Source organism: Pseudomonas sp. QS1027 (genome assembly GCF_002814235.1).
Taxonomy (GTDB): domain Bacteria; phylum Pseudomonadota; class Gammaproteobacteria; order Pseudomonadales; family Pseudomonadaceae; genus Aquipseudomonas.
The window spans coordinates 165,193-188,714 of the sequence record NZ_PHSU01000003.1; the positions used below are offsets into that span (position 1 = coordinate 165,193).

General features: G+C 60.5%; 25 protein-coding genes and 1 tRNA gene. 12 read left to right on the forward strand and 14 right to left on the reverse strand.

Translation table 11 applies throughout. The features are described 5' to 3' along the window. Positions 1–18 precede the first annotated feature (18 nt). Both CWE01_RS01360 and CWE01_RS01365 read right to left on the reverse strand, forming a co-directional pair. Positions 19–1,185: an MFS transporter gene (locus tag CWE01_RS01360; RefSeq protein ID WP_100938724.1), complete on the reverse strand. Its 1,167-nt coding sequence runs from the start codon at positions 1,183–1,185 to the stop codon at positions 19–21. A 17-nt stretch (positions 1,186–1,202) separates the two neighbouring features. Then, positions 1,203–1,505 carry a helix-turn-helix transcriptional regulator gene (locus CWE01_RS01365; protein WP_100938725.1) on the reverse strand — a complete coding sequence of 101 codons (303 nt, stop codon included), beginning with the start codon at positions 1,503–1,505 and terminating at the stop codon, positions 1,203–1,205. A 156-nt stretch (positions 1,506–1,661) separates the two neighbouring features. Here CWE01_RS01365 and CWE01_RS01370 point away from each other — a divergent pair, with 156 nt between their 5' ends. Further along, positions 1,662–2,255 carry an ACP phosphodiesterase gene (locus CWE01_RS01370; RefSeq protein ID WP_100938726.1) on the forward strand — a complete coding sequence of 198 codons (594 nt, stop codon included), beginning with the start codon at positions 1,662–1,664 and terminating at the stop codon, positions 2,253–2,255. 135 nt (positions 2,256–2,390) lie between these two features. Here the strand turns inward: CWE01_RS01370 and CWE01_RS01375 are convergent, their stop codons facing one another. Together CWE01_RS01375 and olsB are read right to left on the reverse strand one after the other, a co-directional pair. Beyond that, positions 2,391–3,182 (reverse strand): lysophospholipid acyltransferase family protein, encoded by a 792-nt coding sequence (locus CWE01_RS01375; protein WP_100938727.1) that lies wholly within the window; start codon positions 3,180–3,182, stop codon positions 2,391–2,393. Beyond that, on the reverse strand, positions 3,182–3,937 hold the full coding sequence (gene olsB / locus CWE01_RS01380) for an L-ornithine N(alpha)-acyltransferase (RefSeq protein ID WP_100938728.1): 756 nt from the start codon (positions 3,935–3,937) through the stop codon (positions 3,182–3,184). Before olsB ends, CWE01_RS01375 begins: the two co-directional genes overlap by 1 nt. A gap of 224 nt (positions 3,938–4,161) precedes the next feature. Here olsB and CWE01_RS01385 point away from each other — a divergent pair, with 224 nt between their 5' ends. The 9 genes from CWE01_RS01385 to CWE01_RS01425 all read left to right on the forward strand — a co-directional run bounded on the left by CWE01_RS01385 (position 4,162) and on the right by CWE01_RS01425 (position 12,155). Beyond that, positions 4,162–5,262 carry a serine hydrolase gene (locus CWE01_RS01385; RefSeq protein WP_100938729.1) on the forward strand — a complete coding sequence of 367 codons (1,101 nt, stop codon included), beginning with the start codon at positions 4,162–4,164 and terminating at the stop codon, positions 5,260–5,262. Next, on the forward strand, positions 5,259–5,588 hold the full coding sequence (locus tag CWE01_RS01390; protein ID WP_100938730.1) for an amidase: 330 nt from the start codon (positions 5,259–5,261) through the stop codon (positions 5,586–5,588). Before CWE01_RS01385 ends, CWE01_RS01390 begins: the two co-directional genes overlap by 4 nt. A gap of 64 nt (positions 5,589–5,652) precedes the next feature. Further along, on the forward strand, positions 5,653–6,231 hold the full coding sequence (locus CWE01_RS01395) for a YceI family protein (protein WP_100938731.1): 579 nt from the start codon (positions 5,653–5,655) through the stop codon (positions 6,229–6,231). A gap of 1 nt (position 6,232) precedes the next feature. Next, positions 6,233–7,390 carry a phosphatidylserine/phosphatidylglycerophosphate/cardiolipin synthase family protein gene (locus CWE01_RS01400; protein ID WP_100938732.1) on the forward strand — a complete coding sequence of 386 codons (1,158 nt, stop codon included), beginning with the start codon at positions 6,233–6,235 and terminating at the stop codon, positions 7,388–7,390. 40 nt (positions 7,391–7,430) lie between these two features. Further along, positions 7,431–8,069: a LysE family translocator gene (locus tag CWE01_RS01405; RefSeq protein ID WP_100938733.1), complete on the forward strand. Its 639-nt coding sequence runs from the start codon at positions 7,431–7,433 to the stop codon at positions 8,067–8,069. Between the two features lie 81 nt (positions 8,070–8,150). After that, the gene (locus CWE01_RS01410) at positions 8,151–9,428 is read left to right on the forward strand and encodes a GGDEF domain-containing protein (RefSeq protein ID WP_100939201.1); all 1,278 of its coding nucleotides are present in this window, start codon (positions 8,151–8,153) and stop codon (positions 9,426–9,428) included. A 104-nt stretch (positions 9,429–9,532) separates the two neighbouring features. Next, positions 9,533–10,072, forward strand: coding sequence for a hypothetical protein (locus CWE01_RS01415; protein ID WP_100938734.1), 540 nt, complete (start codon positions 9,533–9,535; stop codon positions 10,070–10,072). Between the two features lie 212 nt (positions 10,073–10,284). Next, positions 10,285–11,091: an alpha/beta hydrolase gene (locus CWE01_RS01420; protein ID WP_218274268.1), complete on the forward strand. Its 807-nt coding sequence runs from the start codon at positions 10,285–10,287 to the stop codon at positions 11,089–11,091. A 278-nt stretch (positions 11,092–11,369) separates the two neighbouring features. Then, on the forward strand, positions 11,370–12,155 hold the full coding sequence (locus CWE01_RS01425; protein ID WP_100938735.1) for an HPP family protein: 786 nt from the start codon (positions 11,370–11,372) through the stop codon (positions 12,153–12,155). On the opposite strand, the gene CWE01_RS01430 is transcribed toward CWE01_RS01425, so the two are convergent. Continuing rightward, the gene (locus CWE01_RS01430) at positions 12,109–12,972 is read right to left on the reverse strand and encodes a LysR family transcriptional regulator (protein WP_100938736.1); all 864 of its coding nucleotides are present in this window, start codon (positions 12,970–12,972) and stop codon (positions 12,109–12,111) included. The genes CWE01_RS01425 and CWE01_RS01430 overlap by 47 nt on opposite strands. A 112-nt stretch (positions 12,973–13,084) precedes the next feature. Continuing rightward, positions 13,085–14,008, reverse strand: a complete 924-nt coding sequence (locus CWE01_RS01435; RefSeq protein ID WP_100938737.1) for a LysR substrate-binding domain-containing protein — start codon at positions 14,006–14,008, stop codon at positions 13,085–13,087. A gap of 135 nt (positions 14,009–14,143) precedes the next feature. On the opposite strand from CWE01_RS01435, the gene CWE01_RS01440 reads away from it, so the two are divergent. Together CWE01_RS01440 and CWE01_RS01445 are read left to right on the forward strand one after the other, a co-directional pair. Next, positions 14,144–15,445: an FAD-binding oxidoreductase gene (locus CWE01_RS01440; RefSeq protein WP_100938738.1), complete on the forward strand. Its 1,302-nt coding sequence runs from the start codon at positions 14,144–14,146 to the stop codon at positions 15,443–15,445. Positions 15,446–15,494: 49 nt separating this feature from the next. Beyond that, positions 15,495–16,583, forward strand: coding sequence for a polyamine ABC transporter substrate-binding protein (locus CWE01_RS01445; protein WP_100938739.1), 1,089 nt, complete (start codon positions 15,495–15,497; stop codon positions 16,581–16,583). Between the two features lie 57 nt (positions 16,584–16,640). On the opposite strand, the gene CWE01_RS01450 is transcribed toward CWE01_RS01445, so the two are convergent. The 8 genes from CWE01_RS01450 to CWE01_RS33500 all read right to left on the reverse strand — a co-directional run bounded on the left by CWE01_RS01450 (position 16,641) and on the right by CWE01_RS33500 (position 23,446). Further along, on the reverse strand, positions 16,641–17,510 hold the full coding sequence (locus tag CWE01_RS01450; RefSeq protein WP_100938740.1) for an oxaloacetate decarboxylase: 870 nt from the start codon (positions 17,508–17,510) through the stop codon (positions 16,641–16,643). Between the two features lie 218 nt (positions 17,511–17,728). Further along, positions 17,729–17,802: transfer RNA gene (locus CWE01_RS01455), tRNA-Gly, on the reverse strand. Between the two features lie 133 nt (positions 17,803–17,935). Beyond that, complete coding sequence (locus CWE01_RS01460; protein ID WP_100938741.1) at positions 17,936–18,823, reverse strand: alpha/beta fold hydrolase; 888 nt, start codon at positions 18,821–18,823, stop codon at positions 17,936–17,938. A gap of 318 nt (positions 18,824–19,141) precedes the next feature. Beyond that, positions 19,142–19,834, reverse strand: a complete 693-nt coding sequence (locus CWE01_RS01465; protein WP_100938742.1) for a pseudouridine synthase — start codon at positions 19,832–19,834, stop codon at positions 19,142–19,144. 34 nt (positions 19,835–19,868) lie between these two features. Next, a complete protein-coding gene (locus tag CWE01_RS01470) occupies positions 19,869–20,087 on the reverse strand; it encodes a cysteine-rich CWC family protein (protein ID WP_100938743.1) in 219 nt (72 codons plus the stop codon). Continuing rightward, positions 20,080–21,570, reverse strand: coding sequence for a sensor domain-containing diguanylate cyclase (locus CWE01_RS01475; RefSeq protein ID WP_100938744.1), 1,491 nt, complete (start codon positions 21,568–21,570; stop codon positions 20,080–20,082). Before CWE01_RS01475 ends, CWE01_RS01470 begins: the two co-directional genes overlap by 8 nt. A gap of 102 nt (positions 21,571–21,672) precedes the next feature. Then, positions 21,673–23,190, reverse strand: a complete 1,518-nt coding sequence (locus tag CWE01_RS01480) for an MDR family MFS transporter (RefSeq protein WP_100938745.1) — start codon at positions 23,188–23,190, stop codon at positions 21,673–21,675. A gap of 112 nt (positions 23,191–23,302) precedes the next feature. Continuing rightward, positions 23,303–23,446 carry a hypothetical protein gene (locus tag CWE01_RS33500; RefSeq protein ID WP_177410441.1) on the reverse strand — a complete coding sequence of 48 codons (144 nt, stop codon included), beginning with the start codon at positions 23,444–23,446 and terminating at the stop codon, positions 23,303–23,305. Positions 23,447–23,522 lie beyond the last annotated feature (76 nt).

The window sequence follows — 23,522 nt, forward strand, 5'->3', positions numbered from 1 at the left end:
ATCAGTTAGTCGCAGAATTCAGTGGGTAGCAGGTGCCAGTTCGTCGTTGTTGCTCTGGCGAAAGGTAATCAGGGTGACCAGCAGGGCCAGGACTGCCAATGCCGCGGCGGCCAGGGGCACGCTGGTGAGACCGAAGCCGTGGGCGATGACGCTGCCGCCGATCCAGGCCCCGAGGGCGTTGCCGACGTTGAAGGCGCCGATGTTCAGGGTCGAGACCAGGTTGGGGGCGGCCTGGCCATAGGTCACCACGTTGATCTGCAGGGCCGGCACCGCGGCGAAGCAGGCCGTGGCCCAGAGGAACAGGGTGATTTCGGCGGGGATCAGCACCACGCTGCTCCAGGTCAGCACGGTGGCCAGTACGGCCATGGCGATGAACACGCCGATCAGGGTCGCGGCGAGGTTCCTGTCCGCCAGCTTGCCGCCGATGATGTTGCCGAGCGTCAGGCCCAGGCCCATCAGCACCAGGGTCCAGGTCACGCCCCGTGGCGAGACGCCGGTGACTTCGCCGAGCAGCGGCGCGATATAGGTGAACAGGGCGAACACGGCAGCGGAGAACAGTGCGGTCATGCTCAGGGACAGCCAGAGCCCGGCGCCCTTGAGTGCGGCCAGTTCGGCGCGCATGTCGAGTTTTTCCTCGTCGCGCTTGGCCGGCAGGTAGCGGATCAGGCCGATCAGCGCGATCACGCCGATCACCGTCACCGCCCAGAAGGTCGAGCGCCAGCCGGCCTCTTGGCCCAGCGCGGTGCCCAGGGGGACGCCGAGCACGTTGGCCAGGGTCAGGCCGGTGAACATCAGGGCCACTGCCGAGGCGCGTTTGTCCGGGGTCACCAGGTTGGCCGCGACCACCGAACCGATACCGAAGAAGGCACCGTGGCACAGGGCGGTGATGATCCGGGCGAACATCAGCACGTTGTAGTCACTGGCGATGGCACAGAGCAGGTTGCCGACGATAAAGATCCCCATCAGCGCGACCAGGGCCGCCTTGCGCGGCAGCCGTGCGGTGGCCATGGCCATGAACGGTGCACCGATCGCCACGCCCAGGGCGTAGCCGGTCACCAGCCAGCCGGCACCGGGGATCGACACGCCAAGGTCCGCCGCCACATTGGGCAACAGGCCCATGATGACGAACTCGGTGGTGCCGATGGCGAAAGCGCTCAGGGCCAGGATGAGTAACGAGAGGGGCATCTTGTGCTGTCCTTGATTTAGAGCTCTTGGCTCATGATGCGGAGGAATTCCTGGATGGTTTCCTCGTTGCGTTTGAAAAAGTGCCATTGACCGGCTTTCTGGCTGCTGATCAACCCGGCGCGCTGCAGGGTGGCCAGGTGCGCGGACACGGTGGACTGCGACAGGCCGCAGCGCTGGTCGATCTGTCCGGCGCAGATGCCGTACTCATGGTTGTGGTGTTGTTCAGGGAACTGGTTTTTCGGGTCTTTCAGCCAGCTGAGAATGTCTCGGCGTACTGGGTGTGCCAGCGCTTTTATTATTTCGTCGAGGTCAAGGGGCATGGTCGTTGCTCGGGGTGGGTAAAACGTTATATCGCGATGGGGCGAAATATATATCGATATTTCGCGATACACCAATATGATTTTGATCTGATCTCAGTGTTGTTCGCTATATCGGGTTATAACGATATAGGCCGATGAGGTGCTAAGCTGTCGTCCATGAATTATCTCGCACACCTGCATCTGGGCGGCCAGCGCCCGGAACAACTGCTCGGCAGCCTCTATGGCGATTTCGTCAAAGGTCGCGTGCAAGGGCAGTTCACCCCGTCGATCGAAGCGGCGATTCAGCTGCATCGCCACATCGATGTGTTTACCGATCGGCACCCTTTGGTGGGGCAGGCCTTGTCGCGGTTTTCCCTGACGCGACGGCGTTATGCCGGAATTGTCCTGGATGTGTTCTTCGATCATTGCCTGGCGCGGGATTGGTCGCTCTATGCCGAAGGCGAGTTGGACAGCTTTACCGCCCGGGTCTATCGCGTGCTGGAAAGCGAGCGGAACCTGCCGGGGCGTCTGGCCGAGATTGCGCCTTATATGGCGGCGAACGACTGGCTGGGTTCCTACCGCGATTTCGAGGTGCTGGGGCAGGTGCTGCGAGGGATTTCGCGGCGCTTGTCGCGGCCCGAGGAGCTGGTGCATGCGATGCGCGAGCTGGAGGGGTTGTATGAGCCGTTGAGCGAAGACTTTCGGCTGTTCTATCCTGAATTGCAGGCGTTTTCCCGTGCCCACCCCCTGAATGAACACGATCCCTTGTAGGAGCCGGCTTGCTGGCGATCGCGATTTTCCAGGCGACTACGATATCGACTATCAGATAGCTATCGCCAGCAAGCCGGCTCCTACAGGGTATGCGGCGTTTTCAGTGTTTCAGCCGGACGCGGGTGAATGTGTTTATCAGGCTGCTTCGGCCTGGCGTGGTACCGAACGCTTCACTTGCGCCACTTCACCGAACAACGCGATCTGCACCGCTTGCTGCGCCTGGAAGGCCAGCGCGGCACGTTCCTGGCCGTTGCAGGCGATCGGTTCGAGTATCTGGATCTCCACATCGCCCTGATCGTTGGAAAACAGGCGCATCAGATGGGAGAGCAGATCGTCGTCGCCAATGAACGGAGCCAGCAGGTCGGGTTTGCCGTCGCGCAGATAACGAATGGCCACCGGTTGCAAGGCCACCTCCGCATCAATAGCCGCCGACAGCAGGCGACCGTGGAAGGTGCGCAGCGAGCGGCCGTCGGTGGTGGTGCCTTCCGGAAACATCAGCAGCGGGTAGTGTTGCTCCAGGTGACGGGTCATCTGCTTGCGGATCAGTTGGCTGTCGCCCGAGCCGCGGCGGATGAACAGGCTGCCGGCTTTCGCGGCCAACCAGCCGGCCACCGGCCAGGTCCGTACTTCAGCCTTGGACAGGAAGGACATCGGGGCCAAGCCGCCGAGCAGGGCGATATCGGTCCAGGACACGTGGTTGCTGACCCACAGCATCGGTTGGCTGGGCAGTTCGCCGCGCACGGTTACGCGAAAGGGCAGGGCATTGCTCAGGCGCGCCATGAAAAAACGTGACCAGCGTTGCCGCCGGACCATGGAGTTGGCGACACCCAGACGTTCGAAAACCCCGAACGCGCTGGCCATGCTCAGGCCGAGCACCACCACCAGCAGCACCCGGGCTATACGGCCGTACACCCGCAGGCGGCTCATCAGACTGCCGCCTTGAAGTGCCGCGCATAGCGTGGGCACAACTCGTCGCGCTTGAGCAGGATAAACACGTCGGCTACCTGGAAGTCTTCGTCCCAGCACGGCTCGCCGCAGATCTTCGCGCCCAGGCGCATGTAGGCCTTGAGCAGCGGGGGCATTTCGGCGATGACGTTGCCGGGAATATCCAGTGACGGCAGTGGCTTTTTCGGTTCGGCGCGCAGGTGTTCGGTGCACAGGTAGCGTTCGCGCAGGCGCTGCATGATCGCCTGGGCCTGGATTCCGCCGTCCTGCATCGAGATGCTGGCGCAACCCATCAGGTAGCTGTAGCCGCCTTCGTTGAGGATTTCGGCCAGTTCGCTCCAGAGCACGGCGATGGTGCCGCCGTTGCGGTAAGCCGGGTCGACGCAGGTACGACCGATTTCCAGGATCGGCCCTTGCAGATGACCCAGGCCGTGGAGGCTGAATTCTTCTTCGCTGTAGTAACGCCCCAGGGTGTTGGCGGCCTTGTGGTCGAGCAGTCGGGTGGTGGCCACCAGGCGGCCGCTGTTCAGGTCGCGCACGCCGATATGGCTGCAGTGCACATCATAATCATCCATGTCCAGGCCCAGTTCAGCGCCTTTGAGCTTGGCATTGAATTCGCCGCTGAAGACGTTGAAGCGCAAGGCCTGGGCTTCTTGCAATGCCGCAGCGCCCAGCAGGCGTTCGGCTTGCAGACGGCGTTCACTGCCGGTGTCGCTGATGCGGGCGATCTGGGTCATTACGAGTCTCCGGTTGCCGGCCAGGGGTGCGGCCAGTCGACTTTGTTGTGCAAAGTCAGGCTATTTAGCCCCGGTGTCATCGCCATGAAGCTTTGGTGATGCTTATATGACAGGGTCTCGGGAGCGTTCCCGGCGGCCTTTGTTCAGCCTCGCAAGCGCCGTGCACCAGGATTGTCATCAAACGGGCTTAAGCTGATGCGAGGCTATTTCTGCGAGCTGGCTCCATGCCCAAGGGTTCGACCTTTTTCCCTGCCTTGTTGTTGGCGCTCAGCGTCACCGCGCATGCCGAGATCTGGCCGGCTGAAGACTGGTCCCAGGGGCCGCAAGTGTCCGGGCCGGCGGTTGAAGCCCTGGAGTCCTATGCGTTTCCTGCTCGCGATGACGACACGCGAAAAGGCATTCGCAGCGATGCGTTGTTGGTGATCCGCCACGGCCAGATCGTCTACGAGCGTTATGCCGGCCCCACCACCGTCAATACCCCGCACCTCACCTGGTCCGTCAGCAAAAGCGTGATGGCCACCGTGCTTGGCGTAGCTTATGGCCAAGGCCTGTTCCAACTGCACGATTCGGCGGCGCGCTTCTACCGACCCATGCGCGCCCATCCCAATGTGACCCTGGAACACCTGATGAACTGGTCCTCCGGTATCGACTGGCAGGAGGACTACGAATACGCGCCGCTGAAGTCATCGGTGGTGGCGATGCTCTACACCCTGGGACACACCGATATGGCCGGCTACACCGCCGCCCATGGTGAGTACGCCCGGCCGGGGCAGGCTTTCCGTTATTCCAGCGGCGACAGCAACGTGCTGTCCGCCGCCTTGCGCCGGATTGTCGGTGCCAAGCGTTATCCGAACTATCCCTGGACCGCGCTGTTCGACCCCCTGGGCATTCGCAGTGCAATCTGGGAGCGCGATGCCAGCGGCACCTTCGTCGCCTCGTCCTATGTTTATATGACGGCCCGGGATCTGGCGCGGATCGGCCTGTTGATGGAGCGTGAGGGGCGTTGGGGAGAGCGGCGATTGCTGCCCAGGGCCTGGGTGAATTTCAATCTGCGGCCTTTCGCCGGCTACAAACCGGGACAGGATGAGGCCGTGGGCGGCGGCCAGTGGTGGCTCAATCGCCCGATCAAGGGCGCCGCCAAGCCTTGGCCGGATGCGCCGCCGGACACCTTCGCCGCCCTCGGGCACTGGGGCCAGGTGTTGTATGTGATTCCCAGCGCAGACCTGGTCATCGTGCGCTACGGCGATGACCGCGATGGCAGCTACCGGCACAACGAGTTTCTCAAACGAGCACTGGCGGCTTTTGCCCCGACGGTGACGCCGTGAGTCCCCGGGGATTTGTGCGCCGCCGCCCGCTGCTCAGCCTGCTGTTGGTGTTGCTGGTGGCCCTGGGCGCCTGGACCTGGCATGAGCGGCAGGCCTTGGAGGCTTTTCCGAGGATCATCAGCGCCTATACCGCGAAGGAATACTGCTCCTGCCGTTATGTGATGAACAATTCCGCGGACTATTGCCTGGGGTACGTCAAACAGTCGGTTCCGGTCAGTGATTTCCACGATGATCCCCAGCAACACCGGGTTACCGCCCAGGGGCTGGGGCGCAGCAGCAGTGCTGTCTGGGTTGGCCCGCGCGAGGGCTGCCGGCTCGAGCCCTGATCCGTGGTTTGCCACCTCTATCCGGGGCGGGTAAGGTGGTGCCTACGTTCAATCAGGAGCTTGCATGCACCGGTCCCGCCTATTTCTGGCCCTGCTCGGGGTGCTTGCCCTGCCGGCCCAGGCCAACTGGTACCTGGACAATGAGTCCTCGCGCCTGTCGTTTGTCACCACCCACAACGCCGATATTTCCGAAGTCCACCGTTTCCTGACCCTGCACGGCAAGATCGACGGCCAGGGCGTGGCGACCCTGGAAGTGGAACTGGAGTCGGTCAGTACCGGCATTCCCCTGCGTGACGAGCGCTTGCGTCGCGACCTGTTCGAGATCAAGACCTGGCCCGAGGCGCAGATCGTCGCGCAGATCAATGTCCAGCCGATCAGCGACCTGGCCCCTGGCGCGCAACTGGAGTTGCGCCTGCCGCTGGTGGTGAAACTGCGCGGCAAGGAGCACAGCTACAACGCCGAACTGCTGGCAACCCGCCTTGATGACCGACGCTTCCAGGTGGTGACCCTGGAACCCTTGGTGCTGCATGCCGAGGACTTCGACCTGTTGCCGGGGCTGGCGACATTACGCAAGGCCGCCGGCCTGTCGGCCATCAGTTTGTCGGTACCGGTGGGCGCGGTACTGATTTTCGCGGCGCGCTGACATGGCCGGGGCGATCTTCCCTTGGCGGGCCGACAACGCTTTCGAGCTGTTGATCGACGGCCCGAATTTTTTCCCACGGATGTTTGAGGCGATTGCCCGGGCCGAGCGGCGGGTGGAGCTGGAGCTTTACCTGGTGGAGGCCGGTGCCTGTGCCGAGGCCATGGTCCGGGTGCTGGCCGAGGCGGCGGAGCGAGGTGTGCGGGTGCGTTGCCTGTTCGATGATTACGGCAGCCTCGCGTTTACCCTGGGCCTGCGTCGACGCCTGATCGAGGCCGGGGTCGAGTTGCGCTTCTACAATCGCCTGAGCTGGCGCCGTTGGGTGCGCAACCTCTACCGTGATCACCGCAAGCTGCTGCTGGTGGACCAGTCCCTGGCGGTGGTCGGCGGTACCGGCGTCACCGATGAGTTCTGGACCCCGGGCGAAGAACGCTTCGAATGGCACGAAGTCATGGTGCGGATCAGCGGTCCCCTGGTGCTCGACTGGCAACTGCTGTTCGACCGCCAGTGGCTGGCCAACGCCCAGCGTGCGGCCTGGAAACCCGTGGCGTCCTTCGGTCTGCCTCGCCTGCCGCGGGTTCCTCCGGCCGGGCAGGGCCTGGGCCGGGTGGCCTACGCCGATGCCCGGCAGCACCGGGACATCCTGCGCTCCCTGGTGCGGGCGTTGAACAGCGGCCAGCAGCGCGTCTGGTTGGCGACTCCGTATTTCCTGCCGACCTGGAAAGTCCGCCGCTCCCTGCGTCGAGCCGCCAACCGGGGCGTCGATGTACGGCTGCTGTTGACCGGGCCGCGTACCGACCATCCGTCGGTGCGCTACGCCGGCCATCGTTATTATCCGCGCCTGCTCAGGGCCGGGGTGCAGATTTTCGAGTACCAGCCGTGCTTCCTGCATCTGAAAATGGTGCTGATCGATGACTGGGTCAGTATTGGTTCGTGCAATTTCGATCACTGGAACCTGCGTTTCAATCTGGAAGCCAATCTCGAAGCTCTCGATCCTTCGTTGACCCGGGCAGTGGAGGCCAGTTTTCTCAATGATTTCGCCCTCAGCCAGCCGGTCAGCTTGCAGGACTGGAAGGCACGGCCGTTGTGGCAGCGGGTCAAGCAGCGGCTATGGGGTTGGTTGGACCGATTGGTAGTCAATGCACTGAATCGGCGGGGTTGATAGACTCCGGTCCAACACGCCCTGCGCCCAGGAATTGCCGATGACTGCTTCGTTGCTCATAGCTGTGCTCGCCTCCGGTTTCATCTACGGCATTACCCCAGGCCCCGGCGTGCTGGCGGTCTTCGGCATCGGTGCGGCACGCGGGCGTGTGGCAGGGGCGGGGTTCCTCTGCGGGCACCTGTTGGGTGATGTGATCTGGTGCAGCACGGCACTGGTGGCCATCGTTGGGGCCCGGGAAATCGGCAGCAGCGCGTTCGATATCCTCGGCGTGCTCAGCGGTCTCTACCTGTTCTGGCTGGGCCTGCGGGCGATCCGCACCCGGCGATCCAGTGCCGAGGCGCCCCAGGGCGCGGCGCGACAACCCTTCGTGCACGGCATCCTGTTCGGCCTGACCAACCCCAAGGCCTACCCGGTGGCAGTTGCAACCTTCACTGCCTTGCTCTCCAGCCGTGCCGAGCTGTTGCAGTGGTCGATGTTGCCGTGGCTGATTTTTCTCAGTTTCCTTGGCGGTGTCGCCGCATACGCTATTCTCATTGGTGTTGTCGGTGCCCGGCGGGTCAGGGCGTTTTACCAGCGGCACGAGTTGATAATCACTCGCTTATGTGGCGTCATGTTTATCGGCTTCGCTATCAATGCGCTGGTTCATGCGTTGCCGGGGTTGATGCCGAACAAGGCTTGAATCTGCTGCAAGGGGAGGGCAGGAAGCCGGTATTTCCATGGATAGATGCTGACGCTTACTTTTTGGGGCGATCTCTTTCTGATGGAATCCAAGACAGCCACACCGTTGGCCAGCTTTATCGACCTGTTGATGGACGCCGTGTGCGCGGTGGATATCGACGGGCGGTTCGTTTTTGTCAGCGCCGCCTGTGAGCGGATTTTCGGTTACACCCAGGACGAACTGATCGGTATGCCGATGATCGACCTGGTGCTGCCGGCAGACCGCGAGCGCACGTTGATGGCCGCCAGCGAAATCATGGGCGGTCAACCCAAACCGTATTTTGAAAACCGCTATGTGCGCAAGGACGGCCAGGTGGTGCACATCATGTGGTCGGCGCGCTGGTCCGAGGTCGACCAGTTGCGTATCGCCGTGGCCCGGGATATCACCGAGCGCAAACTGGCGGAGTCGCGGCAGGCAGCGCTCTACGCGGTATCCGAAGCCGCCCACGCCACCGAGGATCTGCTGGCGCTGTTCCAGCGGGTGCACCAGATCATTGGCGAATGGCTACCGGCTGAGAATTTCTGCGTGGCGCTTTACGATCAGCCGCGCGACCAACTGAGTTTCCCCTACCATATTGACGACCGCCGCCAACCGAACACGGTCGACCGCAACTGTGCCGAGGTCGTGCGCAGCGGCCAGCCCCTGTTGTTGAACATCGAAGGTGCGCCCTCCTGCCTGGGTGTGCCGCTGAATTCACAGAACGGCACCATTGGTGCGTTGCTGGTAAAAAGCAGTGGCGGTGAGCGCTACACCGAACACGACCTGGAACTGCTGCAATTCGTCTCGGCCCAGGTCGCGGCGGCTATCGAGCGCAAGCAGTTGCACGCGCGCCTGGAGTACATGGCACGCTACGACCAACTGACTCACCTGCCCAACCGGGCTTTCCTCCAGGAGCGCCTGAAGGCCGCGTTGGCGCGGGCTCGGCGCGAAGGTGGGTTACTGGCATTGCTTTATGTCGATCTGGACAAATTCAAGCAGGTCAACGACAGCTTTGGGCATGCGGTCGGCGACCTGCTTCTGCAGGAAGTGGCTCGACGCCTGCAGCAATGTGTCCGTGAAACCGACACGGTGGCGCGTATCGGTGGTGACGAGTTTGTCATCCTGCTGGAGTATTTGCAGCAGCCGGAGCATGCCAAACGAGTGGCCGACAAGGTCCGCAGTCTGCTGGGCGAACCTGTGCGATGGGACGATAGCGGCCTGATCATCGTGGCGAGTATCGGGATTGCGCTATATCCGGAAAATGGCGAAGAAGCACAGCAACTGTTCAAGCATGCGGATGAGGCGATGTATGGGGTCAAGCGGGGCGTGGTGACGCACTGACAGAGGCGATTGTAGGTATTTGTATCTTGGCTTGTACAAAATCGCTAAAGTTTGATGGTTTCAGGTCGATGTCTAGGAGACCTGAACCTGAATGAGCTTCTGTCATGGTTTCCATAAGCAGCGTTACCATCAATACGCCCACTGTCGTCCCCGTATCGTCTGCGCTCGGCGCAGCGAAGTCCGCCAATACCAGTCAAGACGGCAAGACCGAAGTTAAAAGCTCGGCAGGGGTGACGATCCGCTCGCCCGGTGTCGGGGTTGATGCGTCTGCGAAGTCCGCCGATACCGGTAAAGACGGCAAGACCAAAGATGAAAGCTCGACTGGGGTCAAAGTCAGCCTGTCCGGTGCCGGGATTGATGCGTCCAACGCCGCCCAGGCGGCCTCCTCGGAACCGGATAATATCAAGCAACTGCGCAAGCAGATCGAGCAGTTGCAGAAGATGATCGCCCAGAAGCAGGCCGAGCTGCAGCAGCTTCAGGCGAACCACAACATGAGTCCAGAGGCGAAGGCCGCCCAGCTCAACGCCCTGAATGGTGAATTGTCGACTCTGTACGGATCGCTGGCCACTATGAATGGCGCGTTGATTGCGGCCTTGAAGTTGCAGGCTGGAGGGGGTGGTAGTGGAGGGAATACAGGGAAGTAAGCCTGATAGTCGGGACCTTGCTCGATACGCAACGTCTATACTGCCCTTCTGACGGGGTTGCTGTCTCCGAAAGCCCCGTTGCGAGGTTGCTGCGAACGAGCCCATCACCGGTTTTGGGTTCGCCTTTCTTTGTTCAGTTTTGTGTCTACTCTCAAGGGTGCTCACTTTACCATCATTTCCGTCAATGGATCTGGACAGGTCAGAGGCCGTTCATGGGATTTTTCGAAAAGCTCGGCCGTCTCGCTGTTTTGTCGTGTCTATCTTTGATTGTCAGAATACTGCTGATTAGCTGTGTTTCTGTTCCGGTGTTTGCAGCGACGACGACCACAAACACCCTGCCTATACGGCCAGGAGTAACGGAACGCTTTGTTCTGATTACGCCTGACCACCCGGTAGCCAGTTTGATCTTGTTTTCTGGAGGGGATGGTCAACTCAGGATCAGCGATCATGGAGATATCCGCGCGAGCAAGAATAATTTTCTAGTGCGTACTCGTGATCAGTGGGCGGCTCAAGGCTTTCAAGTCGCAGTCGTTGATATGCCCTCTGATGGGGCTGAGCGAGACAGTTACAGATATGCTCAAGATATTCGTTATGTTGCCGAATTTCTGAAGAAAAAATCCAATATCCCGGTATGGCTGGTCGGTACCAGCCGCGGAACTACCTCCGCGGCGTCGGTGAGCGTGAAATTTGCGGTCGACAGTTTATTTAATGGAGTGGTTCTGACCTCAAGTATTCTCGACGGGGTTGGCCGTGTCACTGAGTTTGATCTGTCTCGTATCAACGTTCCTGTGCTTGTTGTGCATCACCGTAACGATGGGTGCCATGTCACCCCCTATGCATTGGTTCCCACGCTTCTTGGCCTCCTGTCCTCTGTCCCTGTCAAGGAACTGATCACGGTGGAGGGCGGGAATGATTCCGGCAACCCTTGTGAGGCCATGGCGCATCATGGTTACAACGGAATCGAAAGCGTAGTAGTGCAAAAGGTGAGTGATTGGGTCAAGGCTCATTCGACCCACTAGTCTCCCTCCTCAGAAAAAACTTCCTCTTTAGATCGTAATCGCCTGTTCGTAGCCGAGCGCTGGAGCTGGGCCTGTACGCACGAAAAGCGATGGGGCAGGTGAGGGGCGGATTTTAATATCAAAAAAAATGAATTCAAATAGCAATATTTTGCGTTTGTCAGCCACATTCAGTGTTGCCAAAATATCGGCCTGACACCAATGAATGCTCTTTTTTTTCGTGCCTCCCCCGGCACACAGGCTCATTAATATTAATGAGCCTTTTTTATTCAGTGTGAAAAATGATCAAGTCTGTTTTATCGGGTTTCTACCCGGCGCCATTGAATACCAAACCCAGGGAATGGTTGCGCGCATCAGTGGGAGCGTGTGCAGGTGTTCTTGTGACGGCCATGGTGTGTCAATACTTCTATGGACTGGAGCTGACGCTTCATCTTATTGGGCCAGTAGGTGCATCAGCTGTTTTATTGTTCGCCGTTTCCACCGGTGCGCTGGCTCAACCCTGGTCTATAGTCGGCAGCTATTTTGTTGCTACGGTGGCTGCGCTGATAGTGGTGCCGTTACTCGGCCATTCTTTTTTAAGTGCCAGTGTCGCGGTGGGATTGGCCATTGGTGGAATGTGTATTCTTCGCTGCCTGCACCCTCCCGGTGGTGCCATGGCGCTCTGTGTTGTCCTCTCCCAAACCGATTTGGCACCCTTGGGCCTATCCGTTTTTTATCCCGTGATGCTCAATGCCGGGACTCTCCTGGGATGTGCACTGGTCTTCAATAATCTGACCGGCGTGCGTTATCCCAAAGCCCATGTCAATCCAGCGGCACAGATCAATCACACCCCGGATATTCCTCTGTTCGAGTGGGGCAGTTTTAATAGTGATGACCTTGATGCCGCCTTGGCGGATGTTGAAGGATTTGTTGACGTGACAAGAGAGGATCTGGAAAGAATCATTCGATCCACTGAAAAGCACGCGTTAAGACGACGTATGGGTAATATCCAGTCGAAGGATGTGCTGCCAGGAAACCCGGTCAGATCAGCGGGTCCCAGCGTTGAGACCAGTCACTATCCCGAGTGACAATGTCTTTCAATAGCTTTATCGCGAGCTGCAGTTCGGCTGATGATCGGCTACGGGAATAGACCAGGAAGGTCGGGTAGCTGAATTCAGGAGCGGAGCTGACGCGTTCAAGAATGCCGCTTTCAATATAGGACTGCACGACACGGGTCCTGAAGTAGCCGGACCCGCCATTGTCGAGGATATATTGCAGCGCTACGGGCCCCAGGTTGAAGGAAAGCGCCGCCTTGGCCTTCTCCGGCAAGGCCGCATCATGGGATTGTCGAAATCCGTCGCCCCAGTCGATGTAGACATAAGGCTCGGGTTTGGCGATCAGGCGCACCAGTATCAATTTCTCTTCGAGAATCGGCTCGACTTGCAAGTCGGGCCAGTAGGCCGGTTGATAAACCAGGGCCGCATCCAAAAGGCCCAGCTCCAATTGCCTTAATAACATTGAGCCGTCCCTGATCTCCGTTTTGATGGCGTGTGTCGGTATGGATTTCTGGATTTCACGCACCCAATCCAGAATGAGTGGATTGCACAAACTGACTTCGCCACCGATATGCAATATTTTATGGAAACCTTCGGGCAGGGGGAGATCCCTGACCGCGGCCTCCCAGGTTTGCACCAACTGGTTGGCATAGACAACGAAGGCTTCCCCGTCCGCCGTCAGTTTGGCCCCCGCTTTGTTGCGCACAAACAACTTGCTGTTGAGGCTGCTTTCCAGCTTTTGCACGCGGGCGGTAATTGCCGTCTGGGTGACATGCAATCGCTGCGCGGCGGCAATCAGACTGCCGCATCTGACGATCTCCAGGAAGGTTTTAGCCAGCTCGATATCCATGCTCATGCGCCAAAAAGTACGTTATGGAGCCACGCAGGGCAGGCCTTGTAAAGGTTGGCCGAGGGGCGGTTTTCCGATCTGCGGCATGTGCTTGCCTTCGGACAGCGGACGTTCATTTCGGACAATCCCGCTGCTCGACCTGTGCTTCGAACCAACTCAAGACTGCCTTGCAGGCCGGGTGCGCAGCGCGGTTGTCGCGCAGCTTGAGGGCGTAGACGCCACCGGTTTTCAGTGGTTCGCCGAAGGGCACGATCAGGCTGCCATAGTCGATGGCGTCCTGGGCCAGGATCAGGTCGGTCATGGCCACGCCCAGCCCATGGGCCGCAGCGTTCAGCGCCAGATCGTCGAGGTTGAACAGGATGTTCTTGTAGGTGTGCGCTGGCTGATCGGGCTGGGCTTGCAACCAGGTGCTCCATTCCTGGCCATGGGGTGAACCGTGAATCAGCGCATATCCGGCCAACTCATCGAGTGACGCGGGTGGTGCCAGGTTGCCTTCCAGCCGTGGTGCACACACCGGAATCAGGTATTCATCGAACAGCGGTGTCAGTGCCGGTTCATCCAGGCCCTTGGGCAAATACACCACGTAGGCGTCGCAATCCCCGCCCCGTTCCGCGTCTTCCAGGTCCATGGCCTCAAAGCCCACGGTTTCGATAGACAGGCTCAGCGCGGGATTGGCGGCATAAAACGCACTGAGCCTGGGCAGCAACCAACGCACCGCCAGGGACACGAAGATGCGGATGCGGAACGGTCGGTCCAGCGGTGCCGGGGTCAGGCGCTCTTGCAGGGCGCCCAGGGACCTGAGCACCTCCAGCGCCACATCAAGCACGTCCCGGCCCTGTTTGGTGAGGGACACCCGACGGCTGGTGCGCTCGAACAAGGGCACGGCGTAATGCTCTTCCAACTGCTGAATCTGCCGGCTCACTGCGCTCTGGGTCAGGTGCAGGCGCGTCGCGGCGTCGGTGAAGCTGTTGCTTTCAGCCACATTGACCAATGTCTGCAGGGCCTGCAGGGACGGAACCCGAAGCTGTTTATTCATGCGTTTCCAGCATAGATGGATGAATTAATAACGTTCGTAACCTGGCGCGGATCTTCTTAGATTGTAGGCATGTAGCGCGGCCAGGGTGATGACAACAATGTCCTGAGCGCATGGATTGTGAAGGAGTGGCAGGCATTGAACAATGTATGTGGCTGGATCGCCCTGGCGGGTGAATCGCCCCAGCGGCCGAAGCTGACAGGCTCGCAGAAAACCGACTGGCTGATTATCGGCGCAGGCATTACCGGTCTCTCGGCCGCCCACAGCCTGGCGCAGATGTTTCCCCAGCAGCGCATCGTGCTGCTCGACCGCCAGCGTGCGGCCCAGGGGGCTTCGGCGCGTAATTCGGGGTTTGTCGTCAGCCATGAATTGCCGTCGTTCGATGAACTGATCGGCCAGCCGGGCCATGACGCCTATCAACTCGCTTCGCGGATTGGCGTCGCCGCCGGCAAGGAGGTGCGCCAGCGTATTGCCGAGCTCGATATCGAGTGCGAATTCAGTGACGCCGGCTACCATTTTGCGGTTCATCAACCCCAGCACCTGGATCACGGCGAACAGCGCGTCGACACCCTCAACGTTGTGGGTGCCAGTGCTGTGTGTCTGGAAGGCGAAGCCTTGCAGCGGCGCCTGGGCAGCGGTTTCTACCAGCGGGCGATCCACTGCGCGGGTGGCAATGGTCTGTTACAGCCGGGCAAATACGTCAAAGGCCTGCTGGACCGACTGCCGGCCCAGGTCGAGGTTTACGAACACAGCAGCGTCGACGATCTGCAACCGATTGCCGGCAAGGGCTGGCGGGCGCAGACCGCTGAAGGTGAAGTCACGGCCGCCCAAGTGCTGGTCTGCGTCGGGGCCTTTCTGCCTCGGGTGGGTCTGCACCGCAGCCGCACCTTCGCCCTGGAACTGAGCGCCAGCATCACCCGGCCCCTGACCGGCGAGCACTGGCAAACGCGTTTCGACGACCAAGGTTGGGGCGTGCTCTCGACCTTGCCGGGCGGGGCCACGGTGCGCCTGTTGCCGGGCCGCCGCCTGTTGATTCGCAACACCGTCGAATATCGCCAGCGCGACCTCGGTAGCGCCGACCTGGCGGCTCGGCAGTACCAGCACCTGGTGGGGTTGCAGAAACGCTTTCCCGGCATCACCGCGCAGGACATGCAGCACACCTGGACCGGACACCTGAGTGCCACCCGTTCCGGCGAGCCTTATTTCAGCCGTATCGCCGAGCGCCTGCACGGGGTGTCCGGTTGCAATGGCTCCGGGGTTGCGCGCGGCACGTTGTGGGGGCGGTTGCTGGCGGAAATGGCCGCTGGCGGCGATTCCCCGGTGCTGCGCGATGTACTGGCCCAGGCCCGTCCCGGCTACCTGCCGCCCCGGCCGCTGTTCGATATCGGCGCGGCAGCACGCATGGGCTGGGAAGTCCGGCGCGCCCGACATGAGCGTTAACCGTCGCGGCGAGGTTCGCTGCAATACTAAAACAAGAGAGGGCGGCACCATGATCAAGCGCACAACCACGGCACTGTTAACCCTGGCGTTGTCGGCCGCTGCGGTGCAGGCGGCAGAGTCCGTCAGCATCGCCAACTGGAGTGGCTACATCGCTCCCGATACCTTGACCAACTTCACCGCCCAGACCGGGATCCAGACCACTTACGACGTTATCGACAGCAACGAAACCACCGAAGCCAAGTTGATGACTGGTGGCAGTGGCTATGACCTGGTCAGCCCGTCCAACCACTTCCTGCCGCGGTTGATCCATGCCGAGGCGATCCAGCCGCTGGACCGGAGCAAACTACCGAACTGGAAAAACCTCGATCCGAAGTTGATGAAGATCCTCGAGGCCAGCGACCCGGGCAATCGTTATGCGATTCCCTACATGTGGGTGACCACGGGCATCGGTTATAACGTCGACAAGATCAAGGCGATCTTCGGCAACACCGATATCACCCAATCCTGGCAGATGCTGTTCAAGCCGGAGAACATCGAGAAGCTCAAGCAGTGCGGCGTGGCCTTTCTCGACAACCCGACGCAGATGGTGCCGATCACCCTCAATGCCCTGGGGCTTGATCCCCACAGCGAACAACCGGCAGACCTGAAGCGCGCCGAAGCGGCGTTGCTGGCGATTCGTCCGTCGATCCTGTATTTCCATCAATCCAAATACGTCAGCGACCTGGCCAACGGCAATATCTGTGTGGCCATCGGTTTCAGCGGCGATGTGTTGCAGGCCATGGCCACTGCCAAGCAGGCCAAGAGTGGGGTGAACCTCGGCTACAGCATTCCCAGGGAAGGTTCGACCGTGGCCGTGGACATGGTGGTGATTCCCAAGGGCGCGCCGCACCTGGATAACGCCTACACCTACATGAACTACCTGCTGGACCCGAAGGTGATCGCCAATATCAGCAACGCCGTGCAGTACCCCAACGGCAATCTTGCATCGCTGCCTTACATCGAACCGGAGCTGCGCAACAACCCGGCGGCGTACCCGGCACCCTCGGTGCTCGATACCCTGTTCACCATCAAGACCATGTCGCCTGCGGGGATGCGTTTGAGCACTCGCTTGTGGACGCGGGTGACCAGCGGAACCTGATGGGTTTTGTACATGACACTAGCTCCTGGCACATCAACGGGAGCTATTGGCGTGGCATCACTCTTTTACATCCATGAACTCTTTAGCCCAGGCCATGTAGCTTTCAGGTAGCGTGTAGGTATGCGTCAGCTCCGTAGCGCTGAGATTCGAGGTGCTGTGAGTGAGCTGGCGCTGCGCTCTGAGGCTGTCGTAGGTTGCCTTGATCGAGGCGAAGTAGGCGCCGTGGCCGGCAACCACTACACGAACGCCCAAGTCTGCCAGGCGCTGACTGTCACTGAGTTTCGGATTCCCGTAGGTCACCAGCATCAGTGGCACCCTGAGGTTTTCCGAGATCTGTTCAAGGTGCTCGAAGTCGCTGATACCCACCATGCAAATGCCATCGGCGCCGGCTTTCTCATAGGCTTGCGTGCGTTCGATGATGGCTTTGGTTGGCAGCACCCCCGCGTTCGTCCGGGCAATGATGGACAGCTCGGGATCGACACGGGCTTCAACGGCGGCCTTGACCTTCCCGATGCCTTCCTCGATGGAAATCAGGTCCGTGGATTTGCGGCCAAACTGTGCGGGTAGAAGGGTGTCCTCAATCGTCAGTGCCGCTACGCCCGCCCGCTCAAGTTCTTCGACTGTGCGCATGACGTTGAGGGCGTTGCCGTAACCATGGTCGGCGTCTGCAATGAAAGGCAGTTGGGCTACGCGGCCTATCCGGGTGGCCTGTTCGACGAACTCACTCAGGGTGATCAGCGCAAAGTCGGGCGCTGCCAGTACCTGCAGCGATGCCACTGACCCTCCCAGAATACCCACCTCGAAACCCAGGTCTGCTGCGATCCGAGCGGACATGGGGTCGAAAACAGAAGCGGTTTCAACACACTTGTGCGCGGCAAGCAGTTCACGAAAATTGCGACGAAGAGCTGAGTGGGACTTTTTCGGCATGATCTTTCCTGGTTCTGGCCATTGTCAAAATACGATCAATGCCTATTCATGGTCCTGCGAGATTACCATGCAGAAACACAGGTGATTATGACGTTTGAGAATAAGCTATGCGTCAAGCACATAGGCTGGCGCGATCACGCCCATAAAAAAACCGGCCACCAGGGCCGGTTTTCTTTTGTCTTCGTCGCGCTGTTGCGCAACGTCAGACTGGATTTGATTGGAGCGGGTAGAGGGAATCGAACCCTCAACTAAAGCTTGGGAAGCTTTCGTTTTGCCACTAAACTATACCCGCAACTTGAACGGCTGACTTTGTACCAGATGTCGCCGGGGATTTGAAGTTTTTCTTTGAAAATCTGTGTTTTAACAAGCACGTCGGATTTGCGTTCATCCGCGGGAGATAGACAACCCCCCGCGGTAACACTCGCTCACATGGCCCGTGCATGGTGCTCCTGAACATGTCGGTAATACCGCGATCGACTTTCCTGGTGCGTCGGCTTGAGGAACTCCAGCAGCGCATGACGGCTGTCCCGGCAGGCGGACTTGTGTTCCATGTCGAGAAAGTGCCCGGTGCTGCGGATCGTGGTGAAGTGGCTGTGGCGCACATGCTGGCCAAATTGCAGCGCATCGTTGGGCGACGTGTATTCGTCCCATTCGCCATTCATGAACAGCACCGGTACATCGATCCGTTTCGCCGCCGCCAGGTAGCACAGCCGGTCACTGTTGAGCACATGGCCGATATGGAAGTGCATCTGCTCGTATTCATGCTCGGCCAGACTGCTGACATGCCGGTAGTTGTAGCGCTTGAACAGCGACGGCAGATGCTTGCCGATGGTGCTGTTGACCAGGTGGCCCATGCGGTCGCGGTCGCAGGCGCTGAGGTAGTCGACACCCCGTTCCAGATAATCGCGCATCGGTTCGCTGAGCACCGGTGAGAAGGAACTGATCACCGCCTTTTCGATCCGCCGTGGCTGGTGCGCCAGGGCCACCAGGGTCGCCGCGCTACCCCAGGAAAACGACATCACGTGCTCGGCGGCGAAGTGGTCGATCAACTCCAGGAGGATCTGCCCTTCGACTTCCTTGGTCAGCATTTTCTCGTGACGGTTGTGGGCCTTGGACTTGCCCGCGTAGGGCTGGTCGTAGCACACGACGTTATATTGCGGGTGCAGGTTCTTCACTGTCTGTGCAAACGACGCAGTGGTAGCCATCGAGCCGTTGACCAGGATGATGGTCTTTTCTGCGGCATCTGCGCGATAGAACTCCGTGTAAACCCGATACTGCCCCTGTATATCCAACACAGCAATTTCTGGCCTCATGTCAAAAGACTCCTGGCAAGCGGGTATGCGCGCAACGAACTGTGCACGAGCTATATGACAGGTAGGCATTCGCCTGGAATGTTGCAGGCCCATGTCGGTCCGTTGAAGCCTGGCCGACGGGTATTGTTATAGGCGGGCAATCTGCCGGAGAGCGAGAGCCGGTGGGCCTCGCAGCCGACAAAGAGTTTCTTGGAATGATGATGTGACTCATCAGTCATATTTTGGCTGACGGTCTGATTCAAGCAGGCATGGGGCGATTGTGCAAGGAACGATTTGTCATAACTCGGTGACTTCTGCTCAGCGGTCGTCGTCGCGCGCTCAGATCCGGTCGATTTCTTCGGTGCGCAGGGCTCGGTATTGCCCCGGGGCCAATTGTTCGTCCAGCACCAGCGGTCCCATGGCTTCACGGTGCAGGCGCAGGACCTTGTTGTCGAAGTGGCCGAACATGCGTTTGACCTGGTGGTAGCGGCCTTCGACGATGCTCAACCGGGCGCTGCGCGGGCCGAGCACTTCCAGTGTGGCGGGCTGGGTGGTGAGGTCCTCGAAGGCGAAGTACAGGCCACGGGCGAAGGTCTCGGCGTATTCGGGGCCAATGATCTGCTCGGTCTCGACATAGTAGATCTTCGGCAGTTTGGTCTGCGGCTGGGTCAGACGGCGCGACCACTGGCCATCGTTGGTCAGGATCATCAACCCGGTGGTGTTGAAGTCCAGGCGACCGGCAATGTGCAGCTCAAGGGCGTCGGGCTCGTCGATCAGGTCAAGGACGGTGCGGTGTTCCGGGTCGCGGGTGGCACTGACGCAGCCCTGGGGTTTGTGCAGCATGAAGTAGCGCGGCGGGCGGCCTGCCTGGAGCACTTCGTCATCGACTTCGACCTGGCTGAATTCGCGGACTTCATGATGGGGATCGCTGGCGATCAGGCCGTCGACCCTGATCCGTCCTTGCACCAGCAACAGGCGCACCTGCTGGCGGTTGAAGCGGGGCAGGTTGCTGAGGAAACGGTCAAGGCGCATGGCTGAAGGCTTCGGGGTGGGCGGGCATTTTACGTCATGACGCAGGTCGTGGGGGCGCCTTCAGCTGCTCGTCCACTTGCGCGCAACGCGGACACAGGCAGGCGGCGTTGCGCAGTTCGTCGGGCAGGGCTTCGAGTATCGCCGGGTCGATGCTGACGCTGTAGCACCAGCAGGGCCGGTCGGCGGTGCGTGGATCGGCCAGGGTGCAGTCGTTGCGCGCGCCGCAGGCCGGGCACAGGCCGGGGTCATTCATGAACGGATTTCGGCAGGTCGCTGCAGACGCGGTTGCGTCCGCTCTGTTTGGCCCGGTACAGCGCATGGTCGGCCCGGGCCAGCAGGCTGTGCAGGGTGTCGTCGGGTTGCAGCGAGGTCAGGCCGATGCTGGCGGTCACTTGCAGGCTTTGGCCGTTGTAGCTGTAGCGCTGTTGTTCGATATGCTGGCGAATTTTCTCGGCGATCAGTTGGGCATTGGTGCTGTCGGTGTCCTTGAGCAGGACAATGAATTCCTCGCCACCCCAGCGGCAAATGATTTCCGACTGACGCAGGCAACTCTCCAGGTCTCGGGCAAATCCGCTCAGCACGGCATCGCCAGCAAGGTGGCCGTGGGTATCGTTGAGTTGCTTGAAGTGATCCAGGTCCAGTAGTAGCGCGGTCAGCGGCTTGGGTTCGCGTTGGGCTTCATGCAGGGCCTGGACCGCCAGCAGGTCGAAGCCCCGGCGGTTGGGCAGGCCGGTGAGGCTGTCGAGTGTCGCCAGGGCCTGGATCTTGCGCTGGTAGCGATGCACCACGCGGTTGAGCAGGGCCAGCACGATCAGTGTCACCACCAGGCAGATCAGCAGGTTCAGGTACAGCGACTGGCGAATCCCGCTGAGGGCGCCGTCTTCGCGCTTGTCGACGAACAGGTACCAGTTCAGTTCCGGGATGAAGCGAACGTTGAGGAAGTGCGATTTTCCGTCCGGTTCCGCGTATTCGTAGCTGCCATCGTGGGGCTTGGGCAGCTTGGCCTGCAGGTTCTTCATGCTCGCCAGGTCGTTCAGCGACTGCCCGGCCCGGGCGCCTTCGGGGCCGCCGTCGGCGCCGGTCAGTACCAGGCGGCCGAAGGTGTCGACGAAGTACACGCTGCGCTGGTAGCGCTGCTGGTACTTGTCCATCAGCTTGACCACCGCGTCCACGGTCAGGCCGACACCAGCGGCGCCGATGAAGTGCTCGTCGTAGTCGAAGACCTTGTAGTTGATGAAGAAGGTCAGGCGGTTATTGTTGGCGGTGTCCGGGTCGACGTTGATCTCGTAGGGTGCCTGCATGTCCCGTACACGGAAATACCAGAGGTCGTTGGGTTCGTCGATGCGGATTTTCTTCAGCACGCCCTTGGCCTGGTAGTAGGTCAGGTTGCTGTTGGAAACGAAGAAGGCGGTATAGGCGCCGTAGTGGGTCATGACCTCGTTGAGGTAGCGGGTCATCTGCTGCGAGTCGCGTTCGCCGGCCACTACCCAGTCACGCATGAAAGTGTCGCGGGCCATCATCGAGGAAATCAGCACCGGGCGGACCAGGTCCTTCTGGATTTCCGAGTAGACCGTGTCGGAGGTCAGGGGCAGTTCGGTGTTGACGATGCCGTCGCGGATCGAGGCGCGCGAGGCGTAGTAGCTGAGCAGGGAGGTCGCGAGGAAACCGCTGGCCAGCAGGGCGATCAGCGTCAGAATCAGCGAGCGTTGTGAGTAGAGCGCTGAGCGAAGCGGCATGACGATTCCGTAGGTGGGTTTCCCGATGGACGCATTCTAGTGGCGCGGATAAAAAATGCCTGCACATTTTGCAGTGACGACCCCACCAGGGAATCCCTTCGACTAGTGGGCCTTGTCTTCCCGCCCACGGAGCACCTGGTTCGGCATCGCAATTGCCGCCGCCAGGCCCAGCAGGGCGACGGCGGCGCTGATCATCAGCAAGTGCCGGAAAGTCAGCAACAGTTCGGCGCGCAGGGCGTCGCGCGCCGGACCTTCGGCGCTGTTCAGGCCTTCGAGCAGGGCATTGCCTGAACTGCCTTCGGCGACCACCGAAGTACCGGCCAGGTGGGTCAGGCTGGAGTCCTGCAACAGTGCCAGCAGCAACGCCGACATCAGTGCCACGCCCATCGCGCCACCGAGGGAGCGGAACAGGTTGGTGGTGCTGGTGGCGACGCCGATATCGCGCTGTTCCACGGAATTCTGCGTGCCCACCAGCGAGGTCGGGAACTGCAGGCCGCCGGCGATCCCGCTGAGCAACATGAACAGGCTGCTGAGCAGCACCGCCTGGGGTGGGGTCAGTGCCATGCCGAGAATGGTCAGAGGCATCAGCAGCGCACCGGTCAGGATCAGCGGTTTGTAGTAGCCGGTCACCGAGGTCATCCGTCCGGCAAAGTAGGCGCCCATGGGCAGCCCCATCGCCAGCGGCAGCAAGTGCAGGGCCGCGCTGTCGGCGCCGGCGCCGGTCACGCTCTGGAAGCGCAGGGGCATCAGTACCGTGAGCGAGATCGCCTGGAAACTGGTGAAGAATATCGTGCACCAGCACAGCAGGGCGTTGCGGTTGAGGAACAGGTGCATCGGCAGCAAAGGCTCCACCGTGCGCCGTTCATGCAGGACAAACAGCAGCAGGGCGATCAGCGCCGTGGCCAGCAGGCCCAGCACCTGTCCGTCATTCCAGTGGTGGCCCTGGCCGATGAAGGTGATGCCCAGCAGCAGGGCGGTCAGGCCGATGATCATCAGCATGGTGCCGAGATAATCGATGATCGGCTTGCGCTGCGGTATCGGCAGGCCGACCAGCGTGCGGTGGGCCACCAGCCAGGCGCCGAGGCCCAGCGGCAGGTTGATCAGGAACACCCAGCGCCACGACAGGTACTCGGTCATATAGCCGCCGAGCACCGGCCCGGCCACGCTGGCCACCGCGTACATGCTGCTGAAGTAACCCTGGTAACGACCGCGTTCGCGGGGCGGGATGATGTCGCCGATGATCGCCTGGCTGACCGAAATCATGCCGCCGGCGCCAATGCCCTGGATGATCCGCGCCAGCACCAGTTGCTCCATGCTCTGGGCCATGCCGCAGAACAGCGAGGCGAGGGTGAACAGGCCCATGCCGAACAGCATCAAGCGGCGTCGGCCGTAGAGGTCGCCGAGCTTGCCGTAGATCGGTACCGCCACGGTCATGGCCACCATGTAGCCGGAAATCACCCAGGCGAGCAGGCCGACGTCCTTGAACTGGGCGGAGATGGCGGGCATCGAGACGGCGACAATCGTCTGGTCCAGCGCACCGAGGAAAATCGCCAGCATCAAGGCGATCAGGATGCTGCGAATCGCCGGCTTCGTTTGGCCGGGCTGATTGAGATTGGTCACGGTAGAACCTGCAAGCAGTGGTTGACCCGCTCACCAGGCAAGTGCGCGGGGATGCTTGCCAGTGTACTAGATAGCCTGCTATTCGATAGCCTCGTAAGTACAACCGACGAGATTATCTCAGCGCACTCAGGCTGGCCGTATGGGGGACGCAGTAATCCAGGTGGCAGGTGGATAATTCCCGTGGCGCCTGTCGTATCTGCTCCACCCGCCAGGCCGCGGTGGCGTAGAGCGCTACAACAGCGGTGATGGCTAACACGGCGGCACACTTTCTTGTTTTTAGAATATTCATGCTCTTGACCTCTGACTCTGCCGAACTCAGTTCGCTAGAAGGT

What these genes read in the sequence shown, in the direction of transcription:
- CWE01_RS01360 (WP_100938724.1), bottom strand. Translation starts at nt 1,185, where the DNA reads ATGCCCCTCTCGTTACTCATCCTGGCCCTGAGCGCTTTCGCCATCGGC.
- CWE01_RS01365 (WP_100938725.1), bottom strand. Translation starts at nt 1,505, where the DNA reads ATGCCCCTTGACCTCGACGAAATAATAAAAGCGCTGGCACACCCAGTA.
- CWE01_RS01370 (WP_100938726.1), top strand. Translation starts at nt 1,662, where the DNA reads ATGAATTATCTCGCACACCTGCATCTGGGCGGCCAGCGCCCGGAACAA.
- CWE01_RS01375 (WP_100938727.1), bottom strand. Translation starts at nt 3,182, where the DNA reads ATGAGCCGCCTGCGGGTGTACGGCCGTATAGCCCGGGTGCTGCTGGTG.
- olsB (WP_100938728.1), bottom strand. Translation starts at nt 3,937, where the DNA reads ATGACCCAGATCGCCCGCATCAGCGACACCGGCAGTGAACGCCGTCTG.
- CWE01_RS01385 (WP_100938729.1), top strand. Translation starts at nt 4,162, where the DNA reads ATGCCCAAGGGTTCGACCTTTTTCCCTGCCTTGTTGTTGGCGCTCAGC.
- CWE01_RS01395 (WP_100938731.1), top strand. Translation starts at nt 5,653, where the DNA reads ATGCACCGGTCCCGCCTATTTCTGGCCCTGCTCGGGGTGCTTGCCCTG.
- CWE01_RS01400 (WP_100938732.1), top strand. Translation starts at nt 6,233, where the DNA reads ATGGCCGGGGCGATCTTCCCTTGGCGGGCCGACAACGCTTTCGAGCTG.
- CWE01_RS01405 (WP_100938733.1), top strand. Translation starts at nt 7,431, where the DNA reads ATGACTGCTTCGTTGCTCATAGCTGTGCTCGCCTCCGGTTTCATCTAC.
- CWE01_RS01410 (WP_100939201.1), top strand. Translation starts at nt 8,151, where the DNA reads ATGGAATCCAAGACAGCCACACCGTTGGCCAGCTTTATCGACCTGTTG.
- CWE01_RS01415 (WP_100938734.1), top strand. Translation starts at nt 9,533, where the DNA reads ATGGTTTCCATAAGCAGCGTTACCATCAATACGCCCACTGTCGTCCCC.
- CWE01_RS01420 (WP_218274268.1), top strand. Translation starts at nt 10,285, where the DNA reads ATGGGATTTTTCGAAAAGCTCGGCCGTCTCGCTGTTTTGTCGTGTCTA.
- CWE01_RS01425 (WP_100938735.1), top strand. Translation starts at nt 11,370, where the DNA reads ATGATCAAGTCTGTTTTATCGGGTTTCTACCCGGCGCCATTGAATACC.
- CWE01_RS01430 (WP_100938736.1), bottom strand. Translation starts at nt 12,972, where the DNA reads ATGGATATCGAGCTGGCTAAAACCTTCCTGGAGATCGTCAGATGCGGC.
- CWE01_RS01435 (WP_100938737.1), bottom strand. Translation starts at nt 14,008, where the DNA reads ATGAATAAACAGCTTCGGGTTCCGTCCCTGCAGGCCCTGCAGACATTG.
- CWE01_RS01445 (WP_100938739.1), top strand. Translation starts at nt 15,495, where the DNA reads ATGATCAAGCGCACAACCACGGCACTGTTAACCCTGGCGTTGTCGGCC.
- CWE01_RS01450 (WP_100938740.1), bottom strand. Translation starts at nt 17,510, where the DNA reads ATGCCGAAAAAGTCCCACTCAGCTCTTCGTCGCAATTTTCGTGAACTG.
- CWE01_RS01460 (WP_100938741.1), bottom strand. Translation starts at nt 18,823, where the DNA reads ATGAGGCCAGAAATTGCTGTGTTGGATATACAGGGGCAGTATCGGGTT.
- CWE01_RS01465 (WP_100938742.1), bottom strand. Translation starts at nt 19,834, where the DNA reads ATGCGCCTTGACCGTTTCCTCAGCAACCTGCCCCGCTTCAACCGCCAG.
- CWE01_RS01470 (WP_100938743.1), bottom strand. Translation starts at nt 20,087, where the DNA reads ATGAATGACCCCGGCCTGTGCCCGGCCTGCGGCGCGCGCAACGACTGC.
- CWE01_RS01475 (WP_100938744.1), bottom strand. Translation starts at nt 21,570, where the DNA reads ATGCCGCTTCGCTCAGCGCTCTACTCACAACGCTCGCTGATTCTGACG.